Annotated in this window: 13 protein-coding genes and 1 pseudogene; 6 read left to right on the forward strand and 8 right to left on the reverse strand. The window is 71.0% G+C overall.

Going from position 1 to position 15,154, the window contains the following annotated elements:
- The first annotated feature begins 90 nt into the window (after positions 1-90).
- On the forward strand, positions 91-1,467 hold the full coding sequence (locus tag HNR40_RS31095) for a cystathionine beta-synthase (protein ID WP_184967584.1): 1,377 nt from the start codon (positions 91-93) through the stop codon (positions 1,465-1,467).
- Here HNR40_RS31095 and HNR40_RS31100 read toward each other — a convergent pair.
- Positions 1,464-2,321 carry an NAD(P)-dependent oxidoreductase gene (locus tag HNR40_RS31100; RefSeq protein WP_184967586.1) on the reverse strand — a complete coding sequence of 286 codons (858 nt, stop codon included), beginning with the start codon at positions 2,319-2,321 and terminating at the stop codon, positions 1,464-1,466. The genes HNR40_RS31095 and HNR40_RS31100 overlap by 4 nt on opposite strands.
- A gap of 63 nt (positions 2,322-2,384) precedes the next feature.
- Between HNR40_RS31100 and HNR40_RS57420 the strand changes: the two genes are divergently transcribed.
- Positions 2,385-5,465: an ATP-binding protein gene (locus HNR40_RS57420; RefSeq protein WP_312896575.1), complete on the forward strand. Its 3,081-nt coding sequence runs from the start codon at positions 2,385-2,387 to the stop codon at positions 5,463-5,465.
- A 357-nt stretch (positions 5,466-5,822) separates the two neighbouring features.
- Here HNR40_RS57420 and HNR40_RS57425 read toward each other — a convergent pair.
- Positions 5,823-6,485, reverse strand: a pseudogene (locus HNR40_RS57425) (sensor histidine kinase); the annotation flags it as partial.
- Positions 6,486-6,677: 192 nt separating this feature from the next.
- On the opposite strand from HNR40_RS57425, the gene HNR40_RS31115 reads away from it, so the two are divergent.
- On the forward strand, positions 6,678-6,890 hold the full coding sequence (locus HNR40_RS31115; RefSeq protein ID WP_184967590.1) for a hypothetical protein: 213 nt from the start codon (positions 6,678-6,680) through the stop codon (positions 6,888-6,890).
- 108 nt (positions 6,891-6,998) lie between these two features.
- Complete coding sequence (locus HNR40_RS31120; protein WP_184967592.1) at positions 6,999-8,138, forward strand: cystathionine gamma-synthase; 1,140 nt, start codon at positions 6,999-7,001, stop codon at positions 8,136-8,138.
- On the opposite strand, the gene HNR40_RS31125 is transcribed toward HNR40_RS31120, so the two are convergent.
- Positions 8,135-8,563, reverse strand: coding sequence for a DUF2269 family protein (locus HNR40_RS31125; protein ID WP_184967594.1), 429 nt, complete (start codon positions 8,561-8,563; stop codon positions 8,135-8,137). The two genes, HNR40_RS31120 and HNR40_RS31125, sit on opposite strands and share 4 nt — an antisense overlap.
- A 259-nt stretch (positions 8,564-8,822) precedes the next feature.
- Between HNR40_RS31125 and HNR40_RS31130 the strand changes: the two genes are divergently transcribed.
- On the forward strand, positions 8,823-9,245 hold the full coding sequence (locus HNR40_RS31130) for a DUF6292 family protein (RefSeq protein ID WP_184967596.1): 423 nt from the start codon (positions 8,823-8,825) through the stop codon (positions 9,243-9,245).
- A gap of 1 nt (position 9,246) precedes the next feature.
- Here the strand turns inward: HNR40_RS31130 and HNR40_RS31135 are convergent, their stop codons facing one another.
- Both HNR40_RS31135 and HNR40_RS31140 read right to left on the reverse strand, forming a co-directional pair.
- On the reverse strand, positions 9,247-9,474 hold the full coding sequence (locus HNR40_RS31135) for a hypothetical protein (protein WP_184967598.1): 228 nt from the start codon (positions 9,472-9,474) through the stop codon (positions 9,247-9,249).
- Between the two features lie 98 nt (positions 9,475-9,572).
- Positions 9,573-10,337, reverse strand: a complete 765-nt coding sequence (locus HNR40_RS31140) for a GntR family transcriptional regulator (RefSeq protein ID WP_184967600.1) — start codon at positions 10,335-10,337, stop codon at positions 9,573-9,575.
- A 114-nt stretch (positions 10,338-10,451) separates the two neighbouring features.
- On the opposite strand from HNR40_RS31140, the gene HNR40_RS31145 reads away from it, so the two are divergent.
- Positions 10,452-10,829: a DUF6292 family protein gene (locus HNR40_RS31145; RefSeq protein ID WP_184967601.1), complete on the forward strand. Its 378-nt coding sequence runs from the start codon at positions 10,452-10,454 to the stop codon at positions 10,827-10,829.
- On the opposite strand, the gene HNR40_RS31150 is transcribed toward HNR40_RS31145, so the two are convergent.
- From HNR40_RS31150 to HNR40_RS31160, 3 genes are all read right to left on the reverse strand, one after another.
- The gene (locus tag HNR40_RS31150; protein ID WP_184968112.1) at positions 10,826-12,781 is read right to left on the reverse strand and encodes a vWA domain-containing protein; all 1,956 of its coding nucleotides are present in this window, start codon (positions 12,779-12,781) and stop codon (positions 10,826-10,828) included. The genes HNR40_RS31145 and HNR40_RS31150 overlap by 4 nt on opposite strands.
- Positions 12,782-12,904: 123 nt before the next feature.
- The gene (locus HNR40_RS31155) at positions 12,905-13,609 is read right to left on the reverse strand and encodes a hypothetical protein (RefSeq protein ID WP_184967603.1); all 705 of its coding nucleotides are present in this window, start codon (positions 13,607-13,609) and stop codon (positions 12,905-12,907) included.
- Between the two features lie 58 nt (positions 13,610-13,667).
- Entirely contained in the window at positions 13,668-15,095 is a 1,428-nt protein-coding gene (locus HNR40_RS31160; protein ID WP_184967605.1) for a sigma 54-interacting transcriptional regulator, read from the reverse strand.
- Positions 15,096-15,154: the final 59 nt, after the last annotated feature.

Genomic DNA, 15,154 nt, shown 5'->3' on the forward strand with positions numbered 1-15,154 from the left:
TGTCTGAAACTAGCCGAGCGCCCGCCACCCCCTGGGGATCTCGGCGCCTGGCAAGCTGACCAAGCTTCGGTAAAGAAGGTGAACACCTCGGTGCGCGTTTACGATTCCCTGGTCGAGCTCATGGGGAACACCCCGCTCGTCCGGCTGCACAAGGTATCCGCGGGACTGCCTGCCCAGGTGCTCGCCAAGGTCGAGTACTTCAACCCCGGCGGATCGGTCAAGGACCGCATCGCCGTACGCATGATCGAGGCCGCCGAGCAGTCGGGAGCGCTGCGGCCCGGCGGCACCATCGTGGAGCCGACCTCGGGCAACACCGGCGTCGGCCTGGCCATCGTGGCCCAGACCAAGGGCTACCGGTGTGTCTTCGTGGTCCCCGACAAGGTCGCCCAGGACAAGATCGCCGTGCTGCGCGCCTACGGCGCCGACGTCGTGGTCTGCCCGACGGCCGTCTCGCCCGACCACCCCGAGTCCTACTACTCGGTCTCCGACCGGCTGGCCCAGGAGATCCCCAACGCCTGGAAGCCCGACCAATACTCCAACGTGAACAACCCCGACTCCCACTACCACTCCACGGGGCCGGAGCTGTGGGAGCAGACCGAGGGCCGGATCACCCACTTCGTGGCGGGCGTGGGCACGGGCGGCACGATCAGCGGCACCGGCCGCTACCTCAAGGAGGTCTCCGGCGGCCGGGTGAAGATCATCGGCGCCGACCCCGAAGGCTCGGTGTACTCGGGTGGGTCGGGCCGGCCGTACCTGGTGGAAGGGGTGGGCGAGGACATCTGGCCGGCCACCTACGACACCACGATCTGCGACGAGATCATCGCGGTCTCCGACAAGGAGTCCTTCAACATGACCCGCCGCCTGGCCCGCGAGGAGGGGCTGCTGGTGGGCGGTTCGTGCGGGATGGCGGTGGTGGCGGCGCTGCGCGTGGCCGCCAAGGCCGCTCCGACGGACGTCGTGGCCGTGCTGCTGCCCGACGGCGGACGCGGCTACCTGTCGAAGATCTTCAACGACGACTGGATGGCCGACTACGGCTTCCTGACCACCTCGTCCGACGAGGGTCTTGTGGCCGACGTGCTGGCTCGCAAGGGCGCCGGGTTGCCGGAGTTCGTGCACGTGCACCCGCACGAGTCGGTCGCCGAGGCGATCGCGATCATGCGCGAGTACTCGGTGTCGCAGCTGCCGGTCATGAAGGAGGAGCCGCCGGTCATGGCGGCCGAGGTGGTCGGCTCGATCGTGGAGCGCGACCTGCTGGAGGCGCTCTACCGGGGCCGGCTCAAGGCGGACGACCCGATCGCCGAGCACATGTCGCAGCCGCTGCCCACGATCGGCGGCGGCGAGCCTGTCGCACGCGCGGTCGAGGCGCTGGAGAAGGCGGACGCCGCGGTGGTCCTGGAAGACGGCAAGCCCGCCGGGCTGCTCACCCGGCAGGACCTGCTCGCCTTCCTGGCCAACTCCGCGCACTAGGGGTTCTTGATCGATTCGATCACGGCGCCGAGGCCCTCGGCGCCGCGCCCTTCCCGGTCCGTGCGCGCGAACAGTTCCTTCAGCGCCGCCGGCATGGAGGTCTCCAGGCCGGCGTCGCGGAAGGCGTGCAGGGCGTGCTCCATGCCGACGGCCTGCATGCGCAGGCTGTTGTCGGCGCCCGGGTAGACGCCGGCGTCGATCTCCTCGGTGAGGATCTTCAGGAAGCCCATCGGGCCGTCGCCCGCCAGCGAGCCCACGAGCCCCTGGAAGAACGGCACGATCTCGGCCGCCTTCACCCCGGCGCTGCCGAGGAGCGCCGCCGAGTACATGTAGGCGGTCAGCGTGGACCAGAACACGTAGAGCTGCGACTGGTAGTACATCATCGCCAAGCCCTCGTCCGCGCCCACGTGGACCACCTCGCCCAGCGCCGCGAGCGTCGCGGTGTGCCGGTCGAGCACCTCGCGCGGCCCGCTGTAGAAGGCGAAGGAACCCGGCTCGCCGATGCCCGGCGGCGGCACCATGATGCCCGCCGTCACCAGCACGCCGCCGCGCCCGGCCACCCACGCCGCCGCCTCCCGCAGCTTGGCCGGGGTGTCGGAGCTGAGGTTGACCAGCACCTTGCCGTCGAGGTCCACGCCGTCGAGGCTGTCGTACATCGCCTGGTAGTCGAGCTGGCTGATCACCATGAGGTCGCCGGTCGGCCGCTCGGCCCGCTTGGCGCCGAGCTCCACCAGCGGGTCGGCCTTGGCGGCCGTCCGGTTCCACACGGTCACGTCGTAGCCGGCCTTGAGGAACGTCCGCGCCATCTGGGCGCCCATCGGCCCGAGGCCGATCACTGTCACCTGAGTCGTCATGGCTTCACCCTGCGAGAGGCCGCCACGGAATCTCCACGGACCCGCTACGGGTTTAATCGGTACGTGGTGAGATTCGGGGTGCTGGGACCGCTCGCGGTGTGGGGCGACGACGGTGAGCCGCTGCACGTGGCCGAGCCCAAGGTGCGCGCGCTCCTGGCCGACCTGCTCGTGCACGGTGGTCGCCCGGTCTCGGCGGACCGGCTGATCGACGACCTGTGGCGCGAGCGCCCCTCGCGCAACCCGACCGGCACGTTGCAGGCCCGCGTCTCGCAGCTCCGCCGTGCCCTGGGCGATCCCGGGCTGGTCGTGCGCGGCCCCGCCGGCTACCGGATCGTGGCCGACCGCGTGGACGCGGCCGTCTTCGAGGAACTGCTCGCCCGCCGCGCCGCCCCGCCGCACGAGCGCGCGGCCGAGCTGGGCGAGGCGCTGGCGTTGTGGCGCGGCCCCGCCTACGCCGACGTGGCCGACCTCGACTTCGCCCGTCCCGCGATCGCGCGCCTGGAAGAGCTGCGCCTGGCCGCCGTCGAAGAGCTGTCCGAGGTACGGCTGGCGCTCGGCGAGCCGGTCGAGGTGGCCGATCTGGTGGCCGAGCACCCGCTGCGCGAGCGGCTGAGAGCCGTGCACATGCGCGCCCTCTACCGCCAGGGCCGCCAGAGCGAGGCCCTGGCCACCTACGCCGACCTCCGCGAGAGGCTGGCCGGAGAGCTGGGCCTCGACCCGTCGCCGGAGCTGGCCGACCTGCACACCAAGATCCTCCGTCAGGACCCCGCCCTCCACACCACCCCCGAACCCCACCCCCGCCACGGGGACGCCACGTCTGGTCTGCCTGCCGCCCTCACCCCGCTGGTCGGCAGGGACGACCAGCTCGCCGAGGTCGCCGACCGGCTCGGCCGCGACCGGCTGGTCACGCTGACCGGTCCCGGCGGCGTGGGCAAGACCAGCCTCGCTCTGGAGGTCGCCCGCCGCCGCACCGAGCAGGTGTACCTCGCCGAGCTCACCGGCGCCACCCATCCGGCCGACGTGCTGGCGGCGGTGGTCGGGGTGCGCGACGACTCCTCGCAGCCACTGGAGCCGCGGATCGCGCGGGCGCTGAGCGGCAGGCGGGCACTGCTCGTGCTGGACAACTGCGAGCACCTGATCGAGCCGGTGGCCCACCTGGCGGCGACCCTGCTGAAGGCGGCGCCGGAGCTGCGGGTGCTGGCCACGAGCCAGGAGCCGCTGGGTGTGACCGGCGAGCGGGTCCACGTGGTGCCGCCGCTGGCCGAGGACGACGCGGTGACCCTGTTCGCGGCGCGGGCGGGCATCGAGCCGGGCCCGGCGGCGCGCACGATCTGCCGCAGGCTGGACGGCATCCCGCTGGCGCTGGAGCTGGCCGCGACGCGGGTGCGGGCGCTCGGGGCCGATGAGCTGGCCAGGCGGCTGGACGACCGGTTCCGGCTGCTCAACACCGGGATGCGGGACGCGCCGGCGCGGCAGCGGACGCTCCGGGCGATGATCGACTGGAGCTGGGACCTGCTGAGCGAGCCGGAGCGGCTGGTGTTGCGCAGGCTGGCCGTACACGCTGATGGGTGCACGCTGGAGGCGGCGGAGCAGGTGTGCGCGGAGGACGGCCACGACGTGCTCGACCTGCTGGGCAGGCTGGTGGATCGGTCGCTGGTCATGCCGGGGCCGAGGTTCCGGCTGCTGGAGTCCGTGGCGGCCTATGGGGTGGAGCGGCTGCGGGAGGCCGGTGAGTACGAGCTGGTCAGGGAACGGCACGCGCGCTACTACACGGCGCTGGCCGAGCGCGCCGACCTGCGCGGGCACGGCCAGCGCGACTGCCTGGAACGGCTCGACCAGGAGAGCGGCAACCTGCGCTTGGCGCTCGAAGGGTCCGAGCCGCTGCGGCTGGTCAACGCGATGGCCTGGTACTGGTTCCTGCGCGGGCGGCTGGGCGAGGCGCGCAGGTCGCTGGCCTATGCGCTGACCAGGGGCGGGCCCGCGGGGCGGAGCGCGATGGCGGCCATGTGGCTGGCCGGGTTCACCAAGGTGATCGGCGAACCGGCCGAGGCGGTGCCCTACGACGACCTGGATCCGCTGGGGCGGGCGGTGCACGACTGGTTCCTCAGCCAGGTGGCCTGGGCCTACGGCGGCTTCTCCGTCCACGACGACCAGGTGGAGAAGGCGCTGACGGCGTTCGGGGCGATGGGGGAGCGCTGGGGCGTGGCCGCCTCGCTCGCGCTGCGGGCCAGGCTGGCGGTGGGCCGCGGCGACCTGGCGGCCATGGAGCGTGACGGCGCTCGTAGCCTGGAGATCTTCGGTGAGCTCGGCGACCGCTGGGGTCAGGCCGAGGCCATGGACGCGCTCGACCTGGTCGCCGAGATTCGCGGCGACTACGCGCGGGCCGCTGAGCTGCGCGAGGAGCAGCTGCGCCTGATGGGGGAACTGGGCATCGCCTCGCCGTTCAAGCTCTCCGGGCTGGGCCGGCTGGCGCTGCTGGAGGGCGACTACGCGCGCGCCGACGACTACCACGAGCGGGCCCGCGCGCTGGCGGTCGAGCAGTCGGTGAAGTCAGCGGAGGAGCACGCGGTGCTCGGGCTGGCGATCAGCGCGCGCCGCCAGGGCCGCTACGCCGACGCCGAGGACTACCTGCTGCCGTGGTTCGCCTGGCTGCGGCAGGTCGGTGGCACGCCGGGCATCGCGTTCGCGCTGGCCGAGCTGGGCTTCGCCGCCGAGCAGCGGGGCGACGCCGAGACCGCGCTGGACCGGCAGAAGGAGGGTTATGCGGCCGCCGCCTCCACCGGCGACCCGCGCGCGGTCGCGCTGGCACTCGAAGGGCTGGCGGGCGCGCTCTCGCTGGCCGGCCGCGCCGAGGAGGCCGCCCGCCACCTGGGTACGGCCGCCGCCATGCGGAAGTCGGTGGGCGCCCCGCTGCCCGAGAGCGAGCGGCTGGACGTCGACCGGATCACCGCCCGCATCAGGACGACCCTGGACGGCAGGGCGTTCGCCGAGGCCTTCCGCTCAGGCGAGCGGGAACTCGGCGATCACCTCCCAGTAGCCCTCGGGCGTGGGACCGGCGAAGAGCCTGCCACCGAGGGCCTCCACCCGCTCGGCCATGCCGACCAGGCCGAAGCCGCCGCCCAGCCGGGCCACCCTGGGATCTGAGGCCGACCCGAAGTTGCGCACCCGCAGCCTCACCGTGCTGACGGTCGCACTCCCGACGGCTCCTCGCTGGTTACGCGAGCTACCGCTCTCGGAGCCTGCTCGTTGCTCCGAGCCGGGGAAGGCGCGCAGGTCCGCCTCCACCCAGGCGGCGCCCGGCGCGTGCCTGCGCACGTTCGTCAGCGCCTCCTGCAGCACGCGGTGCAGGGTGGTGACGACCTCGGGCGGCAGTGTGCCGTCGCCGACGCCCTGGCCGATCTCGAAGGCCACCTTCGGCCCGTTGGCGGAGAAGCGCTCGGTCAGCAGGCGCAGGTCGGCCAGCGTGGTGCCGGGCCTGCGTTCCGCCTCGTCCTCCGCGCGCAGCACGCTGACCAGGCGGCGCATCGACGTCAGCGCCTCGGCTCCGGCTCCGGCGATCGCGTCGAGCGCGGGCACCACGGCCTCGGGCTTCATCTCGGCGACGGTCTTGGCGGCCTGGGCCTGGACGACGATGCCGGTGATGTGGTGGGCGACCAGGTCGTGGAGCTCTCTGGCCAGCTCCAGGCGTTCGGCGCGGCGTACCGAGAAGACGGCTTCCGAGCGGCGCTCCTGCTGGAAGCGGAGGTAGCCGCCGACACCGGCCGCCAGCGACCAGCCGGCGAACAGCATGAACGCGAAGACCAGGCCGGCGTTCTGGTAGTCGCGGCCGGAGGCTTCGGCCAGGAGGACGACCAGGGCGACCAGTGCGAAGACGGCGGCCTTGCGCACGGGCGCGACGTGGCGCAGCACGCCGATCGTGAGGATGAGGATCGCGCCGGACTCCGCCATGCCTGGCACGCCGTCGTAGTTGGCGCCGCTGATGATCGTGGAGGTGACGAAGCTGAAGGCCAGCAGGAACGTGAAGCCCTGGACCCGGTGCTTGTGCCTGGTCAGCACGGCGGCGATGCCGGCGATGCCGCAGAAGGGCACCAGCCACTGGGGTCCGCCCACGCTGGCGGCGGCGGCCACGTCGACCATCAGCATCAGGCCCAGCCAGCCGATCATGGCGATTTCGCTGAGCCTGCGGATCCAGTAGACGAAGCGCTTGGTGTCCCCCACGGCACGAGCCTAAGCCGGAAGTCGGAGCACCCGTATCAACCGTTCGGCCGAGTAAGGACGCCGCGGACCAGACCTTCAGCGGAGGTGGAAGGGGTGGTCCGTCACCGATGCTGGATATGTCGGAAGGGAGACGGGGAAATGGTCGTCATCGGATTCGTGTTGCTGGGTGTGGGACTGGTTGTGGGTGTGCTGCTCGCGCTGGCCGACCCCGTGATGCTCTCCAGGATCAACGGGGAGCCCGCCGAGGGCGGCAGCGGCCGCCACATCCACGCGCCGCGTGCGGTGCCGGAGGGTGAGGTGGTTCAGCTGCCGAGCCGTACCGGCGACCGGCACCAGCCCAAGGCGGCCTGAGACGGGGCTCGCGGCGGCGGGCATGGCGCCGGGAGCCTTGGGGGAGGGATCGGCCCGCGAGACCGTTGGGGGACGGAATCGCGGGCCGGTTCCGTTACCGTGGCGGGTATGAGCAACGGATTCGAAACGCTGGCGATCCACGCAGGTCAGGAGCCCGACCCGCTGACCGGCGCGGTCGTCCCGCCGATCTACGCCACGTCCACCTACAAGCAGGACGGCGTGGGCGGGCTGCGCTCCGGCTATGAGTACAGTCGCTCGGCCAACCCGACCAGGACCGCGCTCGAAGAGGCGCTGGCCGCGGTCGAGGCCGGCGCCCGGGGGCTGGCGTTCGCCTCCGGCCTGGCCGCCGAGGACACCGTGCTGCGCACCGTGTGCCGGCCCAACGACCACGTCATCATCCCCAACGACGCCTACGGCGGCACCTACCGCCTGTTCGCCAAGGTCAACGAGCGCTGGGGGCTGCGCTACGACCCGGTGCCGCTGGGGAACCTGGACGCCGTGGCCGGGGCCATGACGCAGAAGACGAAGATCGTCTGGGTGGAGACGCCGACGAACCCGCTGCTGGGGATCGCCGACATCGCCGGGCTGGCCGAGCTGGCCCACGAGAACGACGCGCTGCTGGTCGTGGACAACACGTTCGCCTCGCCGTACCTGCAGCGGCCGCTTGAGCTGGGGGCCGACATCGTCGTGCACTCCACCACCAAGTACGTGGGCGGCCACTCCGACGTGGTCGGCGGCGCGCTGGTGGCGCGCTCGAAGGAGCTGGGCGACGAGCTGGCCTACCACCAGAACGCCATGGGCGCGGTGGCCGGGCCGTTCGACGCGTGGCTGACGCTGCGCGGGCTCAAGACGCTGGGCGTGCGGATGGACCGCCACTGCGACAACGCCGAGCGGGTGGTCGACCTGCTGCTGGCGCACCCGAAGGTGACCCAGGTGCTCTACCCGGGCCTGGGCGAGCACCCCGGCCACGAGGTGGCGGCCAAGCAGATGAAGCGCTTCGGCGGCATGGTGTCGTTCCGCGTGGCCGGGGGCGAGGAGGCCGCGGTGGAGGTGTGCAACCGCGCCGAGCTGTTCACGCTGGGGGAGTCGCTCGGCGGGGTCGAGTCACTGATCGAGCACCCGGGCAGGATGACCCACGCGTCGGCGGCGGGCTCGCCGCTGGAGGTCCCGGCCGACCTGGTGCGGCTGTCGGTGGGCATCGAGACGGTCGACGACCTGCTCGCCGACCTCACCCGGGCGCTCGGCTAGGACGGCACGACCATCAGGAACAGGATCGCCAGCCAGATCAGCGTGAGCAGGCCGGCGATGGCGGCGATCCGTCCGGTCTGCATCTTCGCGTCGTCGTCCTGGGCCTCGCTGGCGAGAGCCTGGGCGGCGGTGCGCAGGTCGCGTTCGACGATGACGATCAGGACCGCGGCCACGATGAACAACGTCATGGACGCGGTCATGTTCCACTTGCCCAGGGTGCCGTTACCGGCCATGACCCCGGCGGCGATGCCGAAGATCAGCACGCCGAGCGAGAGCAGGGCGTAGAGCCGGGTCGAGCGGTGGATGAACGTCAGCAAGGCAGCGTTCTTGTTGCGAATTGCGCGGGGGGCGGCATGCGTCAGCGCGGTGAGCGGCCCGACCGCGAAGATCGCGAAGGCGATGTGCAGCCAGATAAGCAGGGACATGCCGGAGAGACTAGTCCCCGGCGATCTCGGCCTGTGGCTCGACACTCTCTTCGCTCTTACGGGAGCACCGCATGCACAGCTCGAAGGACGTCACGGTGACGACCATGATCATGATTAGCAAGACCATCGCGAACATAGCACTCCCTCCTTCCCCGAATATCCTCCGTAATGACTAGACGCCCTGGCAACGGAATAAGTTCAGCCCGGGTATCGTTGCGTACCGCCGTTTTCTTCCGTTCAGGCACAAGGGGGTGCCGTCGTGGCCGTCAGGCACGTCGAGCCGTACACCGATGAGTGGCAGCGTCAGCCGCGCTGTTACGTGAAACAGGTGGTCGAGGTGCTCGACGCCGAGGTGGCCGAATGGTGGGAGGGGCCCGGCGAGCCGCGTGCGGCGACGGTCCTGGTGACCGGCGGCTCGGCGCTGGTGTGGGACGAAGAGAGCGGCTGGCGGCTTGGCCGCTTCCTCTCCGGGGCCCGTGGCGAGCACACCGAGCTGGCCGACGTGCGCTATCTGGGTGGCGGTCTGCTGCCCCGGCCCGAGCGGGTTCCCGCGGCCCTGGAGGACGCGCGGCTCGGGATCGGTGCGAGCAGTGCCTGGCGGCCCTGCTACCGCTCGCACCGCAACTGCCGGGACGGGTTCGATGTCGCGCTGGACTTCTGGTCCGGCTTGGTGCGTGCCTAGCTCAGGCGGATGTGACGGTCTGGTGCCCTTCGTGGGCGGCGCACTGCGTGCAGTCGGTGTTGTTCACGTGAAGGCCGAGGATCCCGCGGGTGCAGCGGGAGAAGGGCCCTGGGGCGCGGTGGGTCGGCGACCCGCGCCAGTCCTCTCTGAGGACACTGAGCACGATCATGACGAACGTGCCGGTCGCTCCTCCGATCAAGGCGATCGGGATCATGAGGTACAAATCCATGAGTAATTATGGCAGCGGCACCCCACCGGTCATCAATAGGTGGACATAGAAGAGGATCCACCAGGTGATCTGGGTTGGCGGAATACAATTGACTACACTTATTGGGATAAGTGGCCCGAGCCTGCATAATTGATTTCGTAGGCCAGGTGGGTCATATCACCGGCGTAGATCGCCACCGTGAGCCGGATCGGCCGCTCGGCCGAGTACGCCGTCCTGATCACCTCGACCACCGGCACCCCCGCCCTGCGCCCGAAGAACGGGACCTCCTGCGGCGTCGGCATCCTGGCCAGCACCACATCGCGATGACGGACCTGGACGTGACCGTGGTTGGCCAGTTCGCGGATCGTGCCGCGCTCCAGGTCGACGGGTAACATCAGGCCCGTTCCCTCGGCCACGTCCAGCGGATAGAACGAGTCCTGCAGCGACCAGCTCTCCCCGTCGACCAGCCGCCGGGACAGCCGCACGACCACCACGGAACCCTCGGGGATCTGCAGGTAGGAGGCGACTTTCGGGCTCGCCTCCCGGAACTCCATCGTGAAGCCCTCCTGCGCGGGCTGGCGGCCCTGCTCCTCCACCGCCGAGGTGAAGGCGTCCTTCCCGCTCGCCGTGCGCAGGCCCTCCCTGTTCGACATGACCATGGTGAAGGTCAGCCGCGCGTTCACGTACGTGCCCAGCCCCTGCCGCGACTCGACCAGGCCCTCGTTGGCCAGGACGGCGATCGCCAGGCGGACGGTGTTGGTGGAGACGCCGAAGAGCTGCTCGAGCTCCGACTGGGACGGAAGGCGCTGACCTGGCTGAAGGGACCCGGCGGTTATCTTTTTCCGCAGGTCGTCGGCCACCTTGCGGTAGAGCGGCTCGGACATGCTCTCATTGTCCGCTTATTGGTATGAGCGGTCTAGGTCCTGGCTTTACAGCTTCGCCGCCCGGCGGGACGATTTCCTTCCGTCCAATTTTCCGAGAGGAAAGGCAGAATCAGGATGCCGGTTCCCTATAGCCAGGAATGGCTGAGGTTGCCCCTGGGTTACGTGTCGTCGGTAGCAGCCGCGGTGGAGCATGTGATGTGGTGGGACGACCCCTTCGACCCGCGGGACGCGACGATCCTGCTGGCCGGAGGCGACGCCCTGGTGTGGGACGAGGAGAGCGGGTGGCGCCGCGGCCGGTTCGTCTCGGGTGAGCGGGGCGTGCGTACGGTCCTGGCCGGGGTCCGTTACCTCGGGGGCGGGGTGCTGCCCGAGCCGGCCGAGGTGGTCGGGCTGATGGCGCGGGGCGGCGGCCGTACCCGGGTCGTCTACCGCTCCTTCCGTGACCTGCACGACGGGTTCGACGCCCGGCTGGCCCGCCACGCCCTCGTCTAGCGGGCGCGGCGCAGCCGGAGGAAGTCGCTGACCACGTACTCGCCCAGCCGTTCCGCGCTGGGCGAGAACACCCGGCCGCCGTTGCGGCGGGCGACCTCGTCGACGAACTCGCGCAGCCGGTCGTCGGCGGCCAGCATGAACACGTTGATCGTGGCCCGTCGCCTGGTCATCTTGTCGACCTCGGCCAGCGTCAGCTCCAGCGTCTCGTGCGAAGGCGGCCATTCGAAGGCCGAGCGGCCGTTGCGCATGAGGTGCGCGGTGGGCTCGCCGTCGGTGACCACGAGCACGACCGGCTCGAAGTCGGGGTGGCGGTCCAGGTGCCGTCCGGCGATCAGCAGCGCGTGGTGCAGGTTCGTGCCCTGGACCATGTCCCAGTCGAGCCCGGCCAGCTCGTCCGGCTGCAGCACCCGCGCGTAGTTGGAGAAGCCGATGATCTGCACGGCGTCCTGCGGGAACTTCGAGGCCACCAGCGCCTGCAGGGCCAGCGCGGTCTGCTTGGCCGCCGCCCACGTGCCCCGCAGCGCCATCGAGTACGACAGGTCCACCAGCAGGCAGACCGCCGCCGCGGTGCGCCGCTCGGTCTCGGCGACCTCGAAGTCGTCCACGGACAACCGCAGACCTCCAGAGGTACGGCCGCCGCCGCTGCGAATGCCGTTGACCAGCGTGCGCACCACGTCGATGGGCTGCTCGTCGCCGAAGCGCCACGGCCGCGACGACCCGGTCAGCTCGCCGGCCGAGCCCGCGTCGTGCTGGTCGTGGTCGCCGCGCCGCCCGGCGTCCAGCGAGGCGAACACGCGGCGCAGCGCGGTCTCGCCGAGCCTGCGCACCGCCTTGGGCGTCAGCTCCAGCTTGCCGCGCCGGCGCAGCAGGTAGCCCTGCTCCTCCAGCTCACGTTCGATGCGCCGTAGGGCCTCCAGGTCGTCGACGGCCGAGCGGCCGAGCGCCCGGCGTACGGCGGCCTCGTCGATGTCGTCGAGCCTGGCTCCGGGGTAGTCCTGGCGCAGCGCCGCCTCCAGCTGGGTGAGGTCGGCCAGCTCCTCCAGGGCGGTGACGGCGTCGCCCATGCCGAGCGGCTCGTCGCCGGTGAGGCGTTCGGGGGTGTTCCAGGCCAGGTCGGGGCGGCGGGAGCTGAGGGCGTCGCCGAGGCGGCGCATCTGCTCGCCGAGGCCGGCCTGCTCCAGGGTCTGGTTGATGAGGCCGGCCAGCTCCTCGCGCTGGCGCGGGGTCATCGAGGCCAGCATGCGCTGCGTGGCGGCGGCGCGGCGGGCGAGGATGTCGACCAGCTCTTCGAGCGTGCGCGGCTTCTCGGGGAACATGTCCCCGTACGTGGCCATGAAGGCGTCGAAGTCGGCCTGGGTGTGCTCGCCGCGGGAGTCGCGCTCCAGCATCTCGTTGAGCGCGGCGACCATCTCGCGCACCCGCTCCATGGCCGCCGGGTCCGGGTTGGTCAGCGCCTCGCGCAGCCCGCGGAACTGGGTGTCCAGCACCTCCCTGCGCAGCAGGTCGCGCAGCTCCTCGAAGGTCTGCCTGGCCGCGGCCGAGCGCCACTCGTAGGAGCTCAGCTGCTGGATGGCGCTGGCGGTGTCCTCGGGCAGGCCGTCGAGCTCGGTCTCGCGCATCCTGGCCGCGTCGGACGGGTCGGGGAACAGCTCGGCGCGCTCCTGTCCGATCGCCTTGTCCAGCAGCGCGCGAGCCCGCTCCAGGGTGCCGTCGAGCCGGCCGCTCTCGCGCAGCTCGCGGCGGCGGCGGCGGACCTCTCTGAGCATCTCGTCGAGGCCGCGCCGGTCGCGCGCCCCGGGCAGCCCCCTCTTGAGGAGGTCGCGCAGGGCGTGCACGGGCGTGGAACCGGACAGGATCGCATCGCCCATCTCGTCCAGCGCCGCCCGCACGTCGTACGGCGGCGCGAGGGGGTCGGGGCCGTCCTGATACTCGCCATAGCGATAAGCCACGATCTCACGCTAACTCGTCTTTTGTTCTTCTGTTACGGCAAGCCGCCCTCACACCACCCGCCGACGCCGGCGGGCGCCGATCGTGGGGGTCGCTTCTCACGTCGGACGTGGCACCCGCCGTCACGGTCAGGCGTCGCCGAAGACCTCCCAGACGCTGAGCAGTTCGCCGCTGAACGGGTTGTAGTTGACCACGGCGAGGTTGCCGCCCTTGAAGACCTTGGAGAAGTCCTTGTTCGTGCAGCCCTTGGTGCCCAGGCCGTCGTCGTCGGCGTTGACGGGCCTGCCGGTCAGCCAGCCGTCGCCGCACTTGGCGGTGACCCGGTTGAAGGTCAGGCGCCAGTTGTAGGTGAGGTGGCGGGCGCCGTAGGCGACGGTGTCGGCGTCCACGCGCTTGATCACGCCCTTGGCGGTCTGGGTGTACCACTTGGCGGGCTGGAACTCGCTGACCCTGATCGCCTTCTTGCCCGAGTAGGCGATCTTCACGGGGTTCGGGCCGAGCTGGAGGGTGAAGGCCAGGTCCTTGGGCGTGCAGCGGGTCTTGCCGAGGCCGTTGGCGTCCTGGGCCACCCGGCCCTCGGTCTCCTTCAGGCCGCAGGCGACGGCCAGGCGGCGGAAGTCGGCGGAGCCGTAGGCCAGCTTGAGCTCCTTGGCGCCCTTCTTGGCGGCCAGCTTGTACTTCTTGCCGTCCCGGGTGGCCGTGACCGGCGTGACGCGCAGGGTGCCGGCGCCGTCGGCCCAGGCGTAGCCGTACACGGTGGTGGCGGTGGTGGCGGTGGCGGACGGAGTCAGCGGAGCCGCGGCGACGAGCGCGGCGATGAGCAGAGAGTGCATTGGGCGGTCCCCCGGTGTCGTGAACTACCAGGTTGGACGCGTGGGACCGCCCCGATGTTCACGTCCGGTAGACGTTCACTCCGTCGAGATCGTCCTTTGACAGCCGGCGCATGAGGTAGAGGCCCTCCAGCGCGAACTCCAGGGCCGCCGCGGCGTGACCGGGGGACTCGTCGCCGGCGCCCATGCCCAGCTTGGCCATGATCTTCGCCAGGCCGTTGACCGGGCCGATCCGGCGCAGCAGCTCGGCGGCCGGGACCATCTCGCCCGACTCCACCTGGCTGCCCTCGGCGAACTTGTCGGTCAGCGGCGCGAGGTCGGCGCCGCCCAGGCGGTTCCTGAACGTCTCGGCCGTCGCCCGGCGCAGCAGATGGGCCAGGATCTCGGTCTCCCTGCCCTCCTCGCTGACCTCGAACTCCACCTTGCCGCGCAGCGTCGGCACCATGCTCGGCAGGTCGCAGACGCGGGCCACCGCGTGCTCCTCGCCGGTGATGGCGGCCCTGCGCACCGCTGAGGCGGCGGCGGTCTCGGCGGCGGCGATCGAGAAGCGGGCCGAGACGCCCGAGCGGGCGTCCACCGCGGTCGACTCGCGCACGAGGCGGGTGAAGCGGGCGATCACCTCGAGCAGATGCTCGGGGATGTCGGCCCCGATGTCGGGCATCGACTCCTGGCGGATGAGCGTGAGCTCGTCCTCGACCGTCTGCGGGTAGTGGGTGCGGATCTCGGCGCCGAAGCGGTCCTTCAGCGGCGTGATGATCCGGCCGCGGTTGGTGTAGTCCTCCGGGTTGGCGCTGGCGATGAGCAGAATGTCCAGCGGCAGGCGCAGGTTGTAGCCGCGTACCTGGATGTCGCGCTCCTCCAGCACGTTCAGCAGCGAGACCTGGATGCGTTCGGCCAGGTCGGGCAGCTCGTTGACGGAGAAGACGCCGCGGTTGGTGCGCGGGACCAGGCCGTAGTGGACCGTCTCCGGGTCGCCCAGCGTGCGCCCTTCGGCGATCTTGATCGGGTCGACGTCGCCGATCAGGTCGCCGACCGAGGTGTCGGGCGTGGCCAGCTTCTCGCCGTAGCGCTCGTCGCGGTGCTTCCAGGCGACGGGCAGCTCGTCGCCCATCTCCCGCGCCTTGCGGACGCACGTGGTGCAGACCGGCGCGAAGGGATGGTCGTTGATCTCGCAACCCTCCACGACCGGGGTCCACTCGTCGAGCAGGCCGGTGACGGTGCGGATGAGCCGGGTCTTGCCCTGGCCGCGCTCGCCCAGCAGGACCAGGTCGTGCCCGGCCAGCAGAGCGCGTTCGAGGTGGGGCAGGACCGAGTCGTCGAAGCCCACGATGCCGGGAAAACGGGGCTCGCCTGCCCGCAGCTTGGTCAGCAGATTATGGCGGACCTCTGCTTTGACACTGCGATGAACGTGATCGCTCGCTCGCAGCTCGCGGAGAATTCGAGGCTGATGCACGGGAACGAGACTACGTCTCCTGCGAGCCGTTCGCATCGTGGTGAGATTTCGGATCTTGACTATTGCGTGACGGTTCGTGCGCGTGCTTGTTGCTC

The organism is Nonomuraea endophytica, assembly GCF_014203235.1.
In the GTDB taxonomy this organism is placed as follows: Bacteria; Actinomycetota; Actinomycetes; order Streptosporangiales; family Streptosporangiaceae; genus Nonomuraea; species Nonomuraea endophytica.